Annotated in this window: 15 protein-coding genes and 1 pseudogene; 15 read left to right on the forward strand and 1 reads right to left on the reverse strand. The window is 70.5% G+C overall.

The genetic code is table 11. The annotated features are described in order from the left end of the window. Positions 1-96 precede the first annotated feature (96 nt). The 13 genes from FGX59_RS01375 (at position 97) to FGX59_RS01435 (ending at position 14,501) form a co-directional block, all read left to right on the forward strand. The gene (locus FGX59_RS01375) at positions 97-1,092 is read left to right on the forward strand and encodes a sugar-binding transcriptional regulator (RefSeq protein ID WP_240722201.1); all 996 of its coding nucleotides are present in this window, start codon (positions 97-99) and stop codon (positions 1,090-1,092) included. A 28-nt stretch (positions 1,093-1,120) separates the two neighbouring features. Next, positions 1,121-2,560 (forward strand): extracellular solute-binding protein, encoded by a 1,440-nt coding sequence (locus tag FGX59_RS01380; protein WP_138464605.1) that lies wholly within the window; start codon positions 1,121-1,123, stop codon positions 2,558-2,560. A gap of 73 nt (positions 2,561-2,633) precedes the next feature. Beyond that, on the forward strand, positions 2,634-3,557 hold the full coding sequence (locus FGX59_RS01385) for a carbohydrate ABC transporter permease (protein ID WP_138464607.1): 924 nt from the start codon (positions 2,634-2,636) through the stop codon (positions 3,555-3,557). A gap of 3 nt (positions 3,558-3,560) precedes the next feature. Continuing rightward, positions 3,561-4,418 (forward strand): carbohydrate ABC transporter permease, encoded by an 858-nt coding sequence (locus FGX59_RS01390; protein ID WP_138464608.1) that lies wholly within the window; start codon positions 3,561-3,563, stop codon positions 4,416-4,418. Positions 4,419-4,422: 4 nt separating this feature from the next. Next, complete coding sequence (locus tag FGX59_RS01395; protein WP_138464609.1) at positions 4,423-5,520, forward strand: ABC transporter ATP-binding protein; 1,098 nt, start codon at positions 4,423-4,425, stop codon at positions 5,518-5,520. Further along, on the forward strand, positions 5,517-6,626 hold the full coding sequence (locus FGX59_RS01400; protein WP_138464611.1) for an ABC transporter ATP-binding protein: 1,110 nt from the start codon (positions 5,517-5,519) through the stop codon (positions 6,624-6,626). Before FGX59_RS01395 ends, FGX59_RS01400 begins: the two co-directional genes overlap by 4 nt. Further along, complete coding sequence (locus tag FGX59_RS01405) at positions 6,623-8,218, forward strand: FGGY-family carbohydrate kinase (RefSeq protein ID WP_138464612.1); 1,596 nt, start codon at positions 6,623-6,625, stop codon at positions 8,216-8,218. The genes FGX59_RS01400 and FGX59_RS01405 overlap by 4 nt, the downstream gene beginning before the upstream one ends. Beyond that, the gene (locus FGX59_RS01410; protein ID WP_138464613.1) at positions 8,215-9,255 is read left to right on the forward strand and encodes a 2-hydroxyacid dehydrogenase; all 1,041 of its coding nucleotides are present in this window, start codon (positions 8,215-8,217) and stop codon (positions 9,253-9,255) included. Before FGX59_RS01405 ends, FGX59_RS01410 begins: the two co-directional genes overlap by 4 nt. A 13-nt stretch (positions 9,256-9,268) precedes the next feature. Further along, complete coding sequence (locus FGX59_RS01415; protein ID WP_138464614.1) at positions 9,269-9,952, forward strand: class II aldolase/adducin family protein; 684 nt, start codon at positions 9,269-9,271, stop codon at positions 9,950-9,952. 4 nt (positions 9,953-9,956) lie between these two features. Beyond that, positions 9,957-11,456 (forward strand): glycerol-3-phosphate dehydrogenase, encoded by a 1,500-nt coding sequence (locus FGX59_RS01420; protein WP_138464615.1) that lies wholly within the window; start codon positions 9,957-9,959, stop codon positions 11,454-11,456. Then, the gene (locus tag FGX59_RS01425; protein WP_171060470.1) at positions 11,453-12,457 is read left to right on the forward strand and encodes a class II aldolase/adducin family protein; all 1,005 of its coding nucleotides are present in this window, start codon (positions 11,453-11,455) and stop codon (positions 12,455-12,457) included. The genes FGX59_RS01420 and FGX59_RS01425 overlap by 4 nt, the downstream gene beginning before the upstream one ends. Continuing rightward, complete coding sequence (locus FGX59_RS01430; protein WP_138464617.1) at positions 12,454-13,713, forward strand: FGGY-family carbohydrate kinase; 1,260 nt, start codon at positions 12,454-12,456, stop codon at positions 13,711-13,713. The genes FGX59_RS01425 and FGX59_RS01430 overlap by 4 nt, the downstream gene beginning before the upstream one ends. Next, positions 13,710-14,501 carry a TIGR01459 family HAD-type hydrolase gene (locus FGX59_RS01435; protein ID WP_138464619.1) on the forward strand — a complete coding sequence of 264 codons (792 nt, stop codon included), beginning with the start codon at positions 13,710-13,712 and terminating at the stop codon, positions 14,499-14,501. The genes FGX59_RS01430 and FGX59_RS01435 overlap by 4 nt, the downstream gene beginning before the upstream one ends. A 62-nt stretch (positions 14,502-14,563) precedes the next feature. Here the strand turns inward: FGX59_RS01435 and FGX59_RS01440 are convergent, their stop codons facing one another. Next, a complete protein-coding gene (locus FGX59_RS01440; protein ID WP_138464621.1) occupies positions 14,564-14,791 on the reverse strand; it encodes a hypothetical protein in 228 nt (75 codons plus the stop codon). A gap of 554 nt (positions 14,792-15,345) precedes the next feature. On the opposite strand from FGX59_RS01440, the gene FGX59_RS01445 reads away from it, so the two are divergent. Both FGX59_RS01445 and FGX59_RS39555 read left to right on the forward strand, forming a co-directional pair. Beyond that, positions 15,346-15,672, forward strand: a complete 327-nt coding sequence (locus FGX59_RS01445; protein WP_138464622.1) for a hypothetical protein — start codon at positions 15,346-15,348, stop codon at positions 15,670-15,672. A gap of 595 nt (positions 15,673-16,267) precedes the next feature. Further along, positions 16,268-16,465 (forward strand): annotated as a pseudogene (locus FGX59_RS39555) (ISL3 family transposase); the annotation flags it as partial. Between the last annotated feature and the right edge of the window lie 244 nt (positions 16,466-16,709).

The raw sequence follows: 16,709 nt of genomic DNA on the forward strand, positions 1-16,709 counted from the left end.
ACAGACTCACCCGGAATGAAAAATATTCCATTAACGAAAAAAAACGCACCGGGCGACCGGGGCGGGCCCGGAGAGGGCCGCAAGGGAGGAAGACCATTGGCGCGAGGCCCGAAATCCTCGCCGCAGGAGTCCGATGTCGACATCGTGGCGCGCGCGGCATGGCTGCATTTCGTCGGGGGGCTGACCCAGAACGAAGTGGCGGAGCGGCTGGGCCTGTCCACGAGCAGCGCCCATCGCGCCATCGCCAAGGCGCAGGGGCTCGGCTTCGTCCACATCACCGTCGACGCCACCGCCGCGCCCTGCGTGCAGCTGGAGAATGCGCTGATCGAGCGCTTCGGGCTGACGGCCTGCCATGTCGCGATGGATCTGGCGGAACCCGCGCCGATCCCGCTGCGGGCGCTTGGCGCGGCCGGGGCGAACTGGCTGGGGCACATGCTGGACTCGGGCGCCCATGAGGTGATCGGCGTCAGCCACGGCCGCACCATCGCCGCCGTCGTCGAGGCGATGCGGCCGCGGGCCAGGCCCGGCGTCACCTTCGTGTCGCTTCTCGGCGGGCTGACGCGGTCGCTGGCGGCGAACCCCTATGACGTGATCCACCGGCTTGCGCAGAAGACCGGCGCGGCGGGCTACCTGATGCCGGCGCCGCTCTTCACCGACACGGCGCAGGACAAGGACATGCTGATGGGGCAGTCGATGCTGCGCACGGCGTTCGAGCACATGGACCGCGCCACGCTGGCCATCGTCGGCATCGGCGACCTGCAGAGCTCGGTCGGCATCGCCGAGGCAGAGCAGGACGGGCCGGTCCTGGCCGGAGCGCTGCGCCGGGAGGGCGCAGTGGCCGAGATCCTCGGCCAGTTCCTGGATGCCGGGGGAAATATCCTCTCCACGCCCTTCGACGGCCGGACCATGTCCGCGCCGCTGGGGGATCTGCGCGGACGGGACATCGTCGCCATTGCCGGCGGCGCCAGCAAGGTCGAGGCAATCGCAGCCGCCCTCAAGAGCGGCCTCCTGACCGGACTGATCATCGACGAGGCCACGGCCCGCACCCTCGTCGGGCGGCTGGAGGGCAAGGAGACAGTCGCCGCCGAATGAAACGCGGGCTTCAGGGAGGAACCCGGGAATGCACGAAAAGGAAAAGGACCTGGTCGACGCCTACATGCGCGGCCAGATGAGCCGCCGCAGCCTGTTGCGCGGGCTGGCGGCACTGGGAATGACCGCCGGGACGGCGTCGGTGCTGGTGAATGCCGCGGCGACGCGGGCGCTGGCGGCCGATTTCGACTGGAAGGCGCATTCCGGCAAGTCGGTCAAGCTGCTTCTGAACAAGCATCCCTACACGGATGCGATGATCGCCAATCTGGAGAACTTCAAGGCGCTGACCGGGATGAATGTCGAGTACGACATCTTCCCCGAGGACGTCTATTTCGACAAGGTCACGGCCGCGCTGTCCTCGCGCTCCAGCGAGTACGACGCCTTCATGACCGGCGCCTACATGACCTGGACCTACGGGCCCGCGGGCTGGGTGGTCGACCACTCCGAATGGATCCAGGACGCGGCGAAGACCAATCCGCACTACAACTGGGACGACATGCTGGAGGGCGTGCGCAAGTCCTGCGCCTGGAACGGCCAGCCCGGCGGCGCGCTGGGATCGGAGGATGCCAAGCAGTGGTGCATCCCCTGGGGCTACGAGCAGAACAACCTGACCTACAATGCCGCGATGCTGGAGAAGGCCGGCGTCGGCGTGCCGACCGATCTCGACGGGCTGATGGAGGCCGCCGCGGCGGCGCAGGCCGCCAACGAGGGGGTCTACGGCATCGGCGTGCGCGGCTCGCGCAGCTGGGCGACGATCCATCCGGGCTTCCTGTCGGCCTATGCCAATCTCGGCCAGTCCGACCTGAACGTGAATGACGACGGCAAGCTCTCGGCGGCGATGAACACCGCGGGCTCGAAGGACTTCCACGCCAAATGGGTGAAGATGATCCAGGACAGCGGCGCGAGGGACTGGTCGACCCATACCTGGTACCAGGTCGGCACCGATCTGGGCGCGGGCAAGTCGGCGATGATCTACGACGCCGACATCCTGGGCTATTTCATGAACGGCGCGGGCAACGCCATGGAGGGGCAGCTGGCCTATGCGCCCTTCGCCGCCTCGGGCGACGGCAAGCCGACGCCGAATATCTGGATCTGGTCGCTGGCCATGTCGAAATTCTCGAAGCAGCCGGATGCCGCCTGGTACTTCCTGCAATGGGCAAGCGGTCCCGAGCATGCGCTCTTCGGCGCGACGCAGATGGATTTCGTCAATCCGGTGCGCAAGTCGGTCTGGGCCGATGCGGGGTTCCGCGACCGGCTGTCGGGCAGCTATCCGGGCTATGTCGACATGCATGACGTCTCGGCCCCGGGCGCGTCGATCAAGTTCACGCCGCAGCCGCTGTTCTTCGACCTGATGACCGAATGGGCCGCCAGCCTGCAGAAGATGGTGGCGAAGGAAGTCCCGGTCGACGAGGGGCTCGACCAGCTGGCGGCGAGCATCGACCGGCAGCTGAAGGACGCCGGGCTGGGCTGACGCGCCCGGCACCGCCGATCGTCCGAGAAAAGGCGGGCCCGGAGCGGCCCGCCGACCCCCAAGAGGTGTGCAGATGGCTGACATGACCGCTGCCCGGACGCCCTCGCGGCGCTTCCGGGTACCGCCCGCGCTTTTCCCGTACCTGCTGAGCATGCCGGCCCTGCTGGTCTGCATCGGCATCCTGGTCCCGTTCTTCACGGCGGTGTTCTACTCGCTGCAGCGCTACCGGCTGTCGCAGCCCTGGAACCGCGCGATGAACTGGGGCGAGAACTATCTCGACTTCCTGACCGACCCGTCCTTCTGGAACACGCTGGAGGTCAGCCTGCTCTATGCCGCGCTGACCGTCGGGATCGAGCTGGCGCTGGGGCTGGGGATCGCGCTCCTGCTGCAGAAGCGGACGCGGGTCAACAACTTCGTCTCGATCATGCTCCTGATGCCGCTGATGACCGCCCCGGCGCTGGCGGCGCTGATGTTCAAGCTGATGACCAACCCGAATTTCGGCATCCTGAGCTACTTCGCCCAGGCGATCGGCTTCGGCGACATGCGCTGGGGCGCCGATCCCTCGACCGCGCTCCTGACCGTCGTGCTGGTCGATGTCTGGGTCTACACGCCCTTCATCATGATCCTGCTGCTGGCCGGGCTGCGCTCGCTGCCGACCCAGCCCTTCGAGGCGGCCGCGCTCGACAACGTGCCGCGGCTGCAGCAGTTCTGGCGGATCACCCTGCCGATGCTGACGCCCTACCTGCTGACGGCGGCGCTGTTCCGGCTGCTCGACAGCATCCAGCAGTTCGACATCATCTACGCCATGACCCAGGGCGGTCCGGGCGACACGCTGATGGTCTTCCAGGTCGAGGCCTACCTGACCTTCTTCCAGTCGACCAATGTCGGGCGCTCGGCGGCGCTGCTGATCATCCTCTGGGCGATCACCTTCTTCCTGTCGAATGTCTTCATCAAGAACTGGCTGCGGCTCCGCGAGCGCGCCCGCGGGGAGGCCTGAGCCATGACCCATCAATCGCCCCTCGAACGCCTGCTGCGCGGCCTGGCGCTGGTGCTGGTCGTGTGCTTCTTCATCTTCCCGATCCTGTGGATCGTTCTGATGAGCTTCCAGACCAACGAGACCATCCTGCGCTCCCCGCCCTCGGTGGTGTTCCGGCCGACCGTGTCGAACTATGCCGCGATCATCTCGGGCCATCTCGACAGCAATGTCGCCTCGATGGGGATCGAGTTCATGCGGAACCTGATGAATTCGGTGATCCTCTCGGCAGGCTCGGTGGCGCTGTCGCTGGTGCTCGGGGTGCCTGCCGCCTATGCCTTCGCCCGCCACAAGTTCCGCGGCTCCGAGGACATCGCCTTCACGCTGCTGAGCTTCCGCTTCGCGCCGCCGCTCCTCGTGCTGCTGCCGCTGACGCTCTATTTCCAGCAGATCGGCCTTGCCGACACCTATCTGGGGCTGATCTGGGTCTACCAGCTGATCTGCCTGCCGCTGATCCTGTGGATCGTGCGCGGCTATTTCGAGGATATCAGCCCCGATATCGAGCATGCCTACCGCATCGCCGGGCATAGCTGGTTCTCGACCTTCTGCCGGATCTCGCTGCCGCTGGCCGGGCCCGGCATCGCGGCGGCGGCTCTGCTGGCCTTCATCTTCGCCTGGAACAACTTCGTCTTCGCGCTGGTGCTGGCCTCGGCGGACAAGCAGCCGGTCACGGTGGGCGCGCTGGCCTTCGTCACCGCCAGCGGCATCCAGTACGGCCAGATCGCGGCGGCGGTGGTGCTGTCGATCCTGCCGGTGCTGGCCCTCGCCCTCTACGCGCAACGCTACCTGGTCGAAGGGCTCTCCCTCGGCGCGGTGAAAGGATAAGCCCATGAAAGCCATCCGCATCGAAAACCTGACCAAGACCTACAAGGGCCAGGCCGTGCTCGACGGCGTGTCGCTCGAGGTGCCCGAGGGCGGGACGCTCGCGCTCTTCGGCGCCTCGGGGGCCGGCAAGACCGTGCTGCTGCGCTGCATCGCCGGGGCGGTGGAGCCCGACGCGGGCCGCATCCTTCTGGGCGGCGAGGACGTCACCGGGCTGCCGCCCGAGGCGCGCGGCATCGGCATGGCCTTCCAGAACTTCGCGCTCTTCCCGCACATGTCGGCCGAGGCCAATATCGCCAGCCCGCTGGAGGCGCGCCGTTCCAGCCGGGCGCAGATCCTCGACGGGGTGGGGCGGGTCGCGCGGCTCCTGAAGATCGACCACGTGCTCGGCCACCACCCCAAGGCGCTGTCGAACGGCCAGAAGCAGCGCACCGCGCTGGCCCGCGCGCTGGTGGCCGAGCCCGACGTGCTGCTCCTTGACGATCCGCTGCGCAATGTCGACGCCAAGCTGCGCTTCGAGATGCGGCTGGAGCTGCCGCGGCTCCTGGCCGACCGCGGCGCGACGGTGATCTACGTCACCCAGGACTACAAGGAGGCGATGGCGATCGGCCAGTCGATCGCGGTGCTCGACGAGGGCCGCATCGCCCAGATCGGCACGCCCGAGGACATCTACCTGCGCCCCGCCAGCATCGGCATCGCGCGGCTCTTCGGCGAGCCGGTCATCAACCTCCTCGACGTCATCCCCGAGCGGGACGAGCGCGGCGTCCATGTCCGGCTTTCGGACCAGAAGCTCTACCTGGCGCCGGGCTACGAGGCGGCGGTGGGCCGGGCGGCGGTGATCGGGCTGCGTCCCGAGGCTCTGCATTTCGCCGAGCACGGCATCCCGGTGGAGATCGAGGCGGAGACGCCCTTCAACGAGAAGACCGTCACGCTGACCCAGACCAAGCGCGGCCGCGAGCTCTTCGTGTCGCGCCCGGCGGGCACGCCCGCGCCGTCCGAGGGCAGCGCGCGGATCTCGGCGGCGGCGGAGAACGCCATCCTCTTCGACCGCCTGACCGGCCAGCGCATCGTTCCGGTCCTGCATGCAAGGGAGGCCGCGGCATGAGCTACCTTGAGATCGCGTCGGTCAACAAGATCTACGGCGGCAAGGTCCATGCCGTGAAGGCGCTGGACCTCGCCATCGGCCAGGGCGAGATCGTCGCGCTGCTGGGCTCCTCGGGCTGCGGCAAGACCTCGACGCTGCGGATGATCGCGGGCTTCGAGGAGGTCAGCTCGGGGCGCATCTCGCTGGGCGGGCAGGAGGTCCACCGCCTGCCGCCTGGCCGCCGCGGCGTCGCCATGGCCTTCGAGGGCTATTCGCTCTACCCACCGCTGACCCTGCGCGAGAACATCGCCTTCGCGCTGAAGGGCGAGAAGCTGGCGGCCTCCGAGGTCGCGGCGCGGGTGGAGGAGGTCGCGCATCTGGTCGAGATCACCGCCATCCTCGACCGCTATCCCTCCTCGGTCTCGGGCGGCCAGCAGCAGCGCGCCTCGCTGGCCCGCGCGCTGATCCGCCGGGCGGCGCTGCACCTGCTCGACGAGCCGATGGGCCAGCTCGAGCCGCAGCTGCGCGCGCTCCTGCGCGGCCGGATCAAGCATTTCATCCGCGAGCGCGGGCTGACCGCCATCCTCGTCACCCATGACCAGACCGAGGCGAATGCGCTGGCCGACCGGATCGCGGTGATGGAGAATGGCGAGCTGCAGCAGTTCGACACGCCCGCCGCGCTGAAGGAGCGGCCCGCGAACCTCTTCACCGGCACCTTCATCGGCGAGCCGCCGATGAATGTCTTCGATGCCGAGCCGCAGGACAGCGGCGGGCGGCTGGCCTTCCGGCTGGGCGAGGGCGCGTCGCTCGACTACGACGCCGGCGCCTTTCCCGGCGCGCTCCGCGAAAGGCTCGCGGCGGGGCGGGGGATCACGCTGGGCGTGCGGCCCCATGCGGTGCGCATCGCCGAGGGCGGGCTGACGGCGCAGGTCGCGGCGAACCAGTGGCTGGGCGACCAGACCCATATCTCGGCGGGCTTCGCCGGCGGCACCATCGTCTCGGTCCGCCATGACCGCGCGGACCTGCGCCAGGGCGACCGCATCCCGATCGCCATCGCCCCGGCCGACCTGCACATCTTCGACCGCGCCACCGGCCGCGCGATCAGCCATGGCGGGCAGCTGGCATGAGCGCGGACATCCTGATCGGCGTCGACGCGGGAACCTCGGTCATCAAGGCCGTGGCCTTCGGGCTCGACGGGCGCGAGCTGGCCGTCGCCAGCCGCCGCAACAGCTATGCCACGCTGCCCGATGGCGGGGTGGAGCAGGACATGCTGCGCACCTGGGAGGACACCGCCGCGGTGCTGCGCGAGGTCGCCGCCCAGGTCGGGCCCGACCGCGTGCTGGCGCTCGGCGTGACCGGGCAGGGCGACGGCACCTGGCTGGTCGATGCCGCCGGGCGGCCGGTGCATGACGGCTGGCTCTGGCTCGACGCGCGGGCGGCGGCGGAGGCGCGCGACCTGGCGCAGCTGCCCGGGATCGGCGCGGTCTACCGCATCTGCGGCTCGGGCGTGAATGTCTGCCAGATGCGCACGCATCTGCTGTGGATGACGCGCCATGCGCCGCAGCTGCTGGAGCGCGCGGCGACGGCGCTGCACTGCAAGGACTGGCTCTACTACCGGCTGACCGGCGTGCTCGCCACCGATCCGACCGAGGGCGTCTTCACCTTCGGCGACTACCGCAGCCGGGACTATTCCGAGGAGGTGATCGAGGCGCTGGGGCTGTCGCCGCTGCGCCGCCTGCTGCCGCCGATCCTCGACGGATCGAAGGAGGCCCATGCGCTCTCGCCCGCGGCGGCGGCGGCGACCGGGCTGCCCGCGGGGCTGCCGGTCTCGCTCGGCTATGTCGACATCATGACCTCGGCGATGGGCGCGGGGCTGCATGATGCCGCGGCGCGTCCGGGCTTCACCATCCTCGGCTCGACCGGCGTGCACATGCGCTTTGCCGCCGACCAGTCGGAGGTCGCGCTGAATGCCGACCGCACCGGCTACACGATGCCCTTCCCGGGCCCGGCCTATGCGCAGCTGCAGACCAACATGGCCGCGACGCTGAACATCGACTGGCTGCTCGGGCTCGGCTGCCAGATTCTCGCCGCGGAGGGCGTGGCGCGCAGCCCCGCCGACCTGCTGCGCAGCCTCGACGGCCATGTGATGGCGGCGCGGCCGGGGGCGGCGCTCTTCCATCCCTACATCTCCGCCGCGGGCGAGCGCGGCCCCTTCACCGAGCCCGCCGCGCGGGCCAGCTTCACTGGGCTCGACCAGTCCACCGGCTGGTTCGACCTGGTGCGCGCGGTCTATGACGGGCTCGCCCTGGCGGCGCGCGACTGCTACGCCGCGATGGGCCCGCTGCCCGGCGAGATCCGCCTGACCGGCGGGGCCGCGCGCTCGGGCGCGCTGCGGCTGATCCTCGCCTCGGCGCTGGAGCGGCCGGTGCGCACCGTCGCCCGGGCAGAGGCGGGCGCGGCCGGGGCGGTGATGATCGCGGGCATCGCCCAGGGGGTCTTCGCCGATGCCGGCGAGGCCAATGACCGCTGGGTGCGCCCGCTGCTCGAGCCCGCGACGGCGCCCGATGCCGGGCTGGCGCGGACCTATGACAAGCTCTTCGAGGGCTACCGCGAGACCCGCGCCGCCATGGCCCCCGCCTGGGAGCGGCAGGCGCAGATGCGCGCCGGCCTCGCCGCGGCCCCCCTTCCCGAAACCGTGCCGCAGGAGATCATGGCATGACGACTGACGTGGCGATCATCGGCGACCGCTTCATGCTGCCCGAGATGTTCGAGGAAGCGCTGCAGGAGGCCTGCGGCGGCACCATCGCCTGCCGCCGCCTGCAGCAGCCCTGGCCCGACGCGCCGATGGAGCACGGCTATGCCAGCCCAGGCATGGACGGGCTGAAGGAGTACATGGGCAGCGCCGAGGAGGTGATCGGCCATGTCGGCGACGCGCCGGTGCTGGTGACGCATCTCGCGCCGCTCTCGCGGGGGATGTTCGAGGCGCTGCCCGCGCTGAAGCTGGTGGCGGTGTCGCGCGGCGGCCCGGTCAATATCGACATGCAGGCGGCGGCCGATCACGGGGTGACGGTGGTCAACACGCCGGGGCGCAACTCCTCGGCGGTGGCCGAGTTTGCCATCGGCGCGATCCTGGCGGAGACCCGCAACATCACCCGCGGCCATGACGCGCTGCGCCGGGGCGAGTACCGCGGCGATCTCTACCGCGCCGACATCACCGGCGACGAGCTGTCGGACATGACCGTCGGCGTGATCGGCTACGGCGCGATCGGGACGCGGGTGGTGCGGCTGCTGCGGGCCTTCGGCACCGAGGTGCTGGTCTCGGATCCCTACAAGCAGCTCGACCCGGCCGACATGGCCGACGGCGTGCGGATGGTGCCGCTGGAGACGCTGCTGGAACGCTCGGACGTGGTGACGCTGCATCCGCGGGTGACCGAGGAGACCCGGCACATGATGAACGAGCGGACGATCCGCGCGATGAAGCCCGGCGCGATCCTCGTCAACACCGCCCGCGGCCCGCTGATGGATTACGGCGCGCTGCATGACGCGCTGGCCGACGGGCACCTGCGCGGCGCGATGCTGGAGACCTTCGCGGTCGAGCCCGTGCCCCCCGATCTGCCGCTTCTGCAGCTGCCCAATGTCACGCTGACCCCGCATATCGCCGGGGCATCGCTGAAGACCGTGCGCATCGCCGCTGCCGGCGCGGCAGAGGAAGTGCGCCGCTGGCTGGCGGGCGAACCGCCGCTCAACCCCTGCTGACCGAGGAAGAGAGATGAAGAAAGCCGAACTGGACCTGCGCAAGGCCATCATCGAAAACTGCCGCTTCATGAATGCCAGCGGCCTGAACCAGGGCACGTCGGGCAACATCTCGGCGCGCTTCGGCGACCGGATGCTGATCACCCCCTCGGCCACGCCCTATGCGGCGATGACGCCCGAGATGATCGCCTCGATGCCCTTCGACGGCGAATACGGTGCCTGGGAGGGGCCGCTGAAGCCCTCGACCGAATGGCGCTTCCATTTCGACATCCTCAGGGGGCGGCCCGATGCCGGTGCGGTGGTCCATGCCCATCCGACCTACTGCACGACCTTGGCGATCGCGCGCAAGCCGATCCCGGCGGTGCATTACATGATGGCGGCCTTCGGGGGCATGGAGGTCCGCTGCGCCCCCTATGCGACCTTCGGCACCGCCGAGCTGTCGGCGCATGCGCTCGAGGCGCTCGAGGGGCGGACCGCCTGCCTGCTGGCCAATCACGGCTCGATCGCGGTCGGCGCCACGCTGGAAAAGGCGATGTGGCTGGCGGTCGAGCTGGAGACCATCGCGAAGCAGTACTACAACACCCTGCTGATCGGCGGGCCGGTGCTGCTGTCGGAGGAGGACATCGCGAAGACGACCGCCTCTTTCGGCTCCTACGGGGTGCAGGACGAGCACCGGCAGCTGATCGCGGAAGAGGCCTGAGACCATGGACGCGCCCTACGATCTGGTCGTCATTGGCGGCGGCATCAACGGCGCCGGAACCGCACGCGATGCCGCCGGGCGCGGCCTCCGCGTGCTCCTGGCCGAGAAGGACGATCTCGGCCAGGGGACGTCCTCGCGCTCCGGCAAGTACATCCATGGCGGGCTGCGCTATCTCGAATACTACGAGTTCCGCCTGGTCCGCGAGGCGCTGATCGAGCGCGAGGTGCTGCTCTCGGCGGCGCCGCACATGACCTGGCCGCTGCGGCTCTTCCTGGTGCATTCGCCCGCGCAGCGGCCGCGCTGGCTGATCCGGCTGGGGCTGTTCCTCTACGACCATCTCGGCGGCAGGAAGCGCATCCCCGGCACCCGCGCGGCGCGGCTCGACCGCATCCCCGAGGGCGAGACGGTGCGCGAGGCCTTCCCGCATGCCTTCGCCTATTACGATGTCTGGGTCGACGACGCGCGGCTGGTCGTGCTGAACGCCATCGACGCGGCGGCGCGCGGGGCCGAGATCGCCACCCGCACCGAGGCCGTCTCGGCGCGGCGCGAGGGCGGGCTATGGCATGTGGCCCTGCGCGGTCCCCAGGGCACGCGGGAGGTCCGGGCGCGCGCCCTCTTCAACGCCGCCGGCCCCTGGGTGGAGCAGGTGCTGGGCCGGGTCGAGGGCGTCTCCAGCGCGAAGCGCATCCGCCTGGTGAAGGGCTCGCACCTGATCCTGCCGCGCTGGTGGACGGGCGGGCACGGCTTCGTGCTGCAGGCGCCCGACCGGCGGCTGATCTTCGTGAACCCCTATTTCGACGACCTCGCGCTGGTGGGCACGACCGACATCCCCTATGACGACCGGCCCGAGGACGTGGAGATCGACGCGGCCGAGACCGACTACCTGCTCGGCATCCTCAACAGCCATTTCCGCATCGCGCTGACGCCGTCGGACGTGCTCTCGGCCTATTCCGGCGTGCGGCCGCTTTTCGACGACGACAGCGCCAAGGGCGCCTCGGCGGTGACGCGGGACTACACGTTCGAGCTCGATGGCGGGCCGGAGGCGCCGCCGCTGCTCTCGGCCTTCGGCGGCAAGCTGACCACCTACCGCAAGCTCTCGGAGGCGGCGCTGGAGAAGCTGCGCCCGGTCTTCCCCGCCATGACGGGCCCCTGGACGGAGACGGCGCCGCTGCCGGGCGGGGACCTGCCGGACGCGGATTTCGCCGCCTGGTTCGAGGGGTTCCGCGCCCGCCATGCCTGGCTGCCCGAGCCGCTCGCGCGGCACTATGCGCGCTGCTACGGGACGCGGGCCGAACAGATGCTGGACGGGGCCGGGGCCATGGCCGATCTCGGCCGCCATTTCGGCGGGCTCTTCTACGCGCGCGAGGCAGAGTGGCTGCGGGCGACGGAATGGGCGGTGACCGCCGAGGACATGCTGGTCCGGCGCACCAAGCACTACCTGAGCATGACGGCGGCCGAGCAGGCCGCGGTGGGCGACTGGCTGATGGGGGACCGCGCGGCATGAGCGATCTGAGGGACACCGCCGAATTCGCCGCGCTCGCGGCCTGCGCCGCACGGCTGGGCGCCGATCCGCTGCAGGTGCAGGGGCCGGGCGGGAACGTGTCGCTGAAGGCCGGCGGGACCATGCTGGTCAAGGCCTCGGGCACCTGGCTGGCCGATGCGGCCACCGCCGATGTCTTCTCGCCGGTCGATGCCGCCGGGCTGAAGGCCGCGCTCCTGGCCGGCGATCCGTCAGCCGAGACGCCGCAGGCCTTCCAGCTGGGCGAGGGGCTGCGGCCCTCGATCGAGGCGAGCTTCCACGCCGCGCTCGACGCGCCGGTCGTGCTCCACACCCATTGCGTCGCCACCCTCGCGCGCTCCCTGCGGCCGGTCCCGGCGGCGGAGCTCGACGCGCTGCGGCTGGTGCATGTGCCCTATGTCAAGCCGGGGGCGGATCTGGCGCGGGCGGTGCTGGCGGCCTGGCAGCCCGGCGCGCGCGGCGCGGTCCTGGCCAATCACGGGATCATCGCCGCCGCAGAGACGGTGGCGGAGGCCGGGGCGGTGCTGGCGGAGGCGCGGCAGCGCTTCGATACCGGCCCCGCTCCGCAGGCCGCCGCCGCGCTAGATGCGCCGGGCTGGCGGGCCCTGCCTCCGGGCGCGACCAATGCGCTGGCATTCGATCCGGCGCGGCTGGCGATGGCGGCCGGGCTGGCGCTCTGCCCGGACCAGGTGATCTTCCTCGGCCCCGAGCCGCTTGTGGCTGACACGCTTCCCGCCGATCCCGGCCCGGTTTCCGGCCTCGTGCTGGTGCCCGGGCGCGGGGCCGCGATGGCCGCCGACGCCTCCCCGGCGGCCATCGCCCTCGCGCAGTCGCTGGGCGAGATCGTCTTCCGCCTGCCCGCGGGAACGGAGCCCTCGCGACTGACTGGGGCGGAGTGCCGGGCGCTGCTCGGCTGGGATGCCGAGAAGTACCGCCAGGCGCTCGAGGCCGAACGCACCGCCCGGCAGATGGCGGCCGCCCCATGAGCGCGCTGGCCCTCGGCATCGATATCGGCACCTCGGGCGTGCGCGCGGCGCTCCTGGCGCCCGGCGGCGCGGTGGCGGGCTTCGCCTCGGCGCGGATGCCGGGCGGGGACGAGGCGCTGCGCACGCCGGGCGTCTGGCGCGACACGCTCGCGGCGGCGCTGGCGCTGCTCTTCGCCGATCAGGATCCGGCCCGGGTGGGCGCGGTTGCGGTGGACGGGACCTCGGGCACGGTGCTGGCGCTCGATGCCCGCGACCGGCCGGTCGGCACGGCGCTGATGTATCACGACGCGGTCGGGGACCCGGCCATCCCGGCCGCCATTGCCGCCGTCGCCCCGCGGGAAAGCGCCGCTCATGGCGCCGCCTCGGCGCTGGCGCGGGCCATCGTCCTGCAGGACCGGCCCGGGGTCGCGCGGCTGCTGCACCAGGCCGACTGGATCGCCGGGCTGCTGGCCGATGCCCCGGTCGCCAGCGACGAGAGCAACGCGCTGAAGACCGGCTACGACCCCGTGCTGCGGCGCTGGCCGGACTGGCTGGCGCGCACCTCGCTGCGGCCTGGCCTCCTGCCCGAGGTCCGGCCGGTCGGCGCCGTCACCGGCCGCAGCTCGGGCGCTTTCGGCCTGCCGCGCGGGGTGCCGGTCGTCGCGGGGATGACCGATGGCTGCGCGGCCTTCCTCGCGACCGGCGCGGACCGCCCCGGAGACGGCGTCACCAGCCTCGGCACCACGCTGACCGTGAAGCTCCTGTCGGACCGGCCGGTCTTCGCCCCCGAGCACGGTATCTACAGCCACCGGATCGGCGAGACTTGGCTGGCCGGCGGTGCCTCGAATACCGGGGGCGGGGTGCTTGCCGCGCATTTCTCGCGCGCGGAGCTGGAGCGGCTGAGCGCGCAGATCGACCCGGCAAGTCCGAGTGGGCTCGACTACTATCCGCTGCCGCGGCCGGGCGAGCGCTTCCCCGTTTCCGACCCCGCCCTGCCGCCGCGGCTGGAGCCGCGCCCGGCGGCCGACGCGCTCTTCCTGCAGGGCATGCTCGAGGCCATGGCCCGGATCGAGGCCGAGGGCTATGCCCGTCTCGCGGCGCTCGGCGCGCCGCGGCTCGCGCGGCTCAGGACCGTGGGCGGCGGCGCGGGAAACCCGGTCTGGCGGGCGCTGCGCGAGGCGGCGCTCGGCGTCGCGGACGCACCGCCCCTGTCCGAGGATGCGGCGGTCGGCACCGCGCGGATCGCCCTTGCGGCCCTGCCGGCCGCGGTCCGATGACCCGGCAGATCGCGGGCCTGTCCGAGGTCGCGTCGCGCTTCGATGCGGTCGTGGCCGACCAGTACGGCGTGCTCCATGACGGCTGCGCGGCCTTCCCCGGGACCCGGGAGGCGCTGGAGGCGCTGGCCGGATCGGGCGTCCCGGTCGTCGCCCTGACGAATTCCGGCAAGCGCGCCGCGGCGAATGCCGAGCGGCTGGCGCGGCTGGGCTTTCCCGGATCGCTCTTCCGCGCGGTGATCAGCTCGGGCGAGCTTGCGCGCGCCCGGCTCGCGGCGCTGCCGCCCGGCAGCCCGGTCCTGCTGGTCGCCCGTGAGGGCGAGACCGGGCTCATCGACGGGCTCGGCCTGTGCCCGGCGGGTCCCGCTGACGAGGCCGCGGCGGTGATCATCGCCGCGGTGGAGCCGCAGCGCCGCGACCGGGCCGCCTATGCCGCGATGCTCGCCCCGCATGCGCGGCGCGGGACGCCGGCGCTGCTGGTCAATCCCGACCTGATCACGGTCGATGGCGGGGCGGCGGTCTTCGGGCCCGGCGCGGTGGCCGAGGACTATGCGGCGGCGGGCGGTCCGGTGGAATTCCTCGGCAAGCCGGCGCCCGCCATGTACGAGGCCGCGCTCGCAGCGCTCGGCCATCCCGATCCGGCGCGGACGCTGATGATCGGCGACAGCCCGCTGCACGACATCGCCGGGGCCCGCGCCGCCGGTCTGGCGACGCTGTTGATCCGCGGCGGGGTGCAGTCCGGACTTCCCGGCGCCGAGGCGGATTTCGCGGCGGAGCGGCTCGCCTGGTAGCAAGCGGGGCCGCAGCTCCGGCGAGGGCGGAGGGATCCGGGCATTCCCGGGCGTGCCGACGGTCATTTGCCAGGCCGCTCGGCCGCGTCAGGCTTGTTTCCGCACCGCTGGAACAGGGGCGGCAGGAAATGGAGCGCAGTGTCCAGCATCCGCATCTTGACCGGCAATGTCGGTGCGAAGGCGTCCAGGTCCGCGTGAGACCTTTGACGTGCTCCGGCACCACACCCGGCGCGGGAAGCGGCAAGACGAAAGCCGATGAGTTCCGGCAGGCTGCGGAAGAAGACTTCCAAGGGGCTTGCCGCACATATCGGGGAGAGGGATTCAGTACCGGAATCCTGAGGGTTAGATCGTCGGCATTCCAAGGCCCGACGCCACGCGCTACCCTGCGGCGAACTGGTCCGGCTAGCGAGCCATTGTCGCGCCATTGGTCCGAGCGCAATTGCGAGCGCGTCGCTGAACCGGCGCCTCCCGCTGCCGGTCTGGTTCGATCCGGAGGTCACCGGGTGCTCGGAGAAAAGTGGCAAGCATGGCCATCCCGGGATCTTTTCCGAATGAGGTGGAGGAGACAGTCCGGGGGACCAATTCCACGCTCCTGGAAGTCCCAGACCTCTCCAGTCGAGAGTTGAAAACGCCAATGGATTAAGGGGGTTAATCTAGGGCGCTTCAGTTGGCAACACGGGAATGCAAACCCAGTTCTCAACTGGACCTGAACGCCCTTGACTGACCTGTCCTCGCTGCCCAAGCGCCTGAAGCTCATACCGCGAAGCAGCCCGTACATCCACATTCTGGTGCGTGGCAAGCTCGCTATCGGCTGGCGCCGGACGTCCGAGACCTCGGCTCCGAAGTGGATGATCCGCAGGACCAGGACAGATATGGCAGCTACACCTTCGAGACGCTGCCAGGTGAGCTCTCCTGGGCTGAGGTGGTCGAGAAGGCGATGGAAGCCGTTCCCGGACAGGGCACGGACCCGACCTTCGGCGAAGCGTCGACGCTTCACGAGGGACATCGCAGGAGCCGGAGCCGCAGCGCCAGGATAGACAGCTCCCTGGCAGCGGGCTTCAAGGCGCTGGGTCCCATATTCGAGGGGCTCCGGCTGTCGGAGGTCACAGCCGAGCGGGTCCTGGATTGGCGGGACAGCTACGTCGCCGAACGCCCTCGCCCGGACGAGTGAGGACAGCGTGCGGTGCGCTGCTCCTGGAACAAGCAGTTGACCGAATTCAAGGCTTGCCTGACCTGCGCAGCCAAGGCGGTCGGCTAGGAGGGCAAGAGGGGCTGGACCACCGTCGGCAAGTATCCTCGGCACCTGGCAGTCAACGTCCGGAGCACGACATTGACGGTCGAGGAGTTCGAGCAGCTGAACGCCCATGCCAGTGCAGACCTGCAGCCCCTCATCCGGTTCCTATGGCTCACGGGCTCCGTGTTCTGCGTCTTCGATCGATCCCGCGGATCGATCGACCTGCTTCGCAGACCGTCTTGAACTCGGAGAGTGGGCCACTCGTCAGCGCCGCGCAGGGCGGGCGCTCTCCGCGGGGACGGGAAAAGCGCCGCCCGCCCGCAAGATCGCGCGGCTGCTGACACTGGGCTGGGACCATCTGAACCGGGAAGACGCGCTCATGGTTGCCCGCATCGAGGCGGCGCTGCCGGCCTTGGCAACCGCCAGGACGCTGGCGGACAGGTTCGCCGCATTCGCGCGGGCGCTCGGACCGATGGCGCACCCGCGCTCATTCCGCAATGGCAAGGAAGCTGCGCTGGCTCCCTGGCTCGAAGAGGCCGAGGACAGCATGCTGGGCGCCTTTGCCCGTGGCCTCCGGAAAGATTGCGACGCGGTGGCCGCAGCCCTGACGGAGCCATGGTCCAATGGCCAGACCGAGGGACAGATCAACCGCCTGAAAATGCTGAAGCCGCAAATGTACGGCCGGGCGGGTGTCGCAACGCTGAAGGCGAGGATGACCGCGATGCCATAGACAAAGCCCTGCATCAAAATCGAGTCAGAGCCATGTTTGGACGCCTGTTTACACTGATATCGGCCTTGCCTGCCTCGGCGTGGTGCCGCTTCTCGAAGCAGAGCGGCGCTAGCTCGGGCTGCCGCTGATGGCGGTGGCGGCGGTGTTCCTCGCCTATGTCTTCTTCGGCTCCTGGGACGGGCTTCCGGACGTGATCCGCTGGCGCGGCGCCTCGGTCGAGCGCGCGATGAGCCATTTCTGGCTG

The organism is Poseidonocella sp. HB161398 (assembly GCF_005870025.1).
GTDB lineage: Bacteria > Pseudomonadota > Alphaproteobacteria > Rhodobacterales > Rhodobacteraceae > Mangrovicoccus.

What these genes read in the sequence shown, in the direction of transcription:
- FGX59_RS01380 (WP_138464605.1), top strand. Translation starts at nt 1,121, where the DNA reads ATGCACGAAAAGGAAAAGGACCTGGTCGACGCCTACATGCGCGGCCAG.
- FGX59_RS01385 (WP_138464607.1), top strand. Translation starts at nt 2,634, where the DNA reads ATGGCTGACATGACCGCTGCCCGGACGCCCTCGCGGCGCTTCCGGGTA.
- FGX59_RS01390 (WP_138464608.1), top strand. Translation starts at nt 3,561, where the DNA reads ATGACCCATCAATCGCCCCTCGAACGCCTGCTGCGCGGCCTGGCGCTG.
- FGX59_RS01395 (WP_138464609.1), top strand. Translation starts at nt 4,423, where the DNA reads ATGAAAGCCATCCGCATCGAAAACCTGACCAAGACCTACAAGGGCCAG.
- FGX59_RS01400 (WP_138464611.1), top strand. Translation starts at nt 5,517, where the DNA reads ATGAGCTACCTTGAGATCGCGTCGGTCAACAAGATCTACGGCGGCAAG.
- FGX59_RS01405 (WP_138464612.1), top strand. Translation starts at nt 6,623, where the DNA reads ATGAGCGCGGACATCCTGATCGGCGTCGACGCGGGAACCTCGGTCATC.
- FGX59_RS01410 (WP_138464613.1), top strand. Translation starts at nt 8,215, where the DNA reads ATGACGACTGACGTGGCGATCATCGGCGACCGCTTCATGCTGCCCGAG.
- FGX59_RS01415 (WP_138464614.1), top strand. Translation starts at nt 9,269, where the DNA reads ATGAAGAAAGCCGAACTGGACCTGCGCAAGGCCATCATCGAAAACTGC.
- FGX59_RS01420 (WP_138464615.1), top strand. Translation starts at nt 9,957, where the DNA reads ATGGACGCGCCCTACGATCTGGTCGTCATTGGCGGCGGCATCAACGGC.
- FGX59_RS01425 (WP_171060470.1), top strand. Translation starts at nt 11,453, where the DNA reads ATGAGCGATCTGAGGGACACCGCCGAATTCGCCGCGCTCGCGGCCTGC.
- FGX59_RS01430 (WP_138464617.1), top strand. Translation starts at nt 12,454, where the DNA reads ATGAGCGCGCTGGCCCTCGGCATCGATATCGGCACCTCGGGCGTGCGC.
- FGX59_RS01435 (WP_138464619.1), top strand. Translation starts at nt 13,710, where the DNA reads ATGACCCGGCAGATCGCGGGCCTGTCCGAGGTCGCGTCGCGCTTCGAT.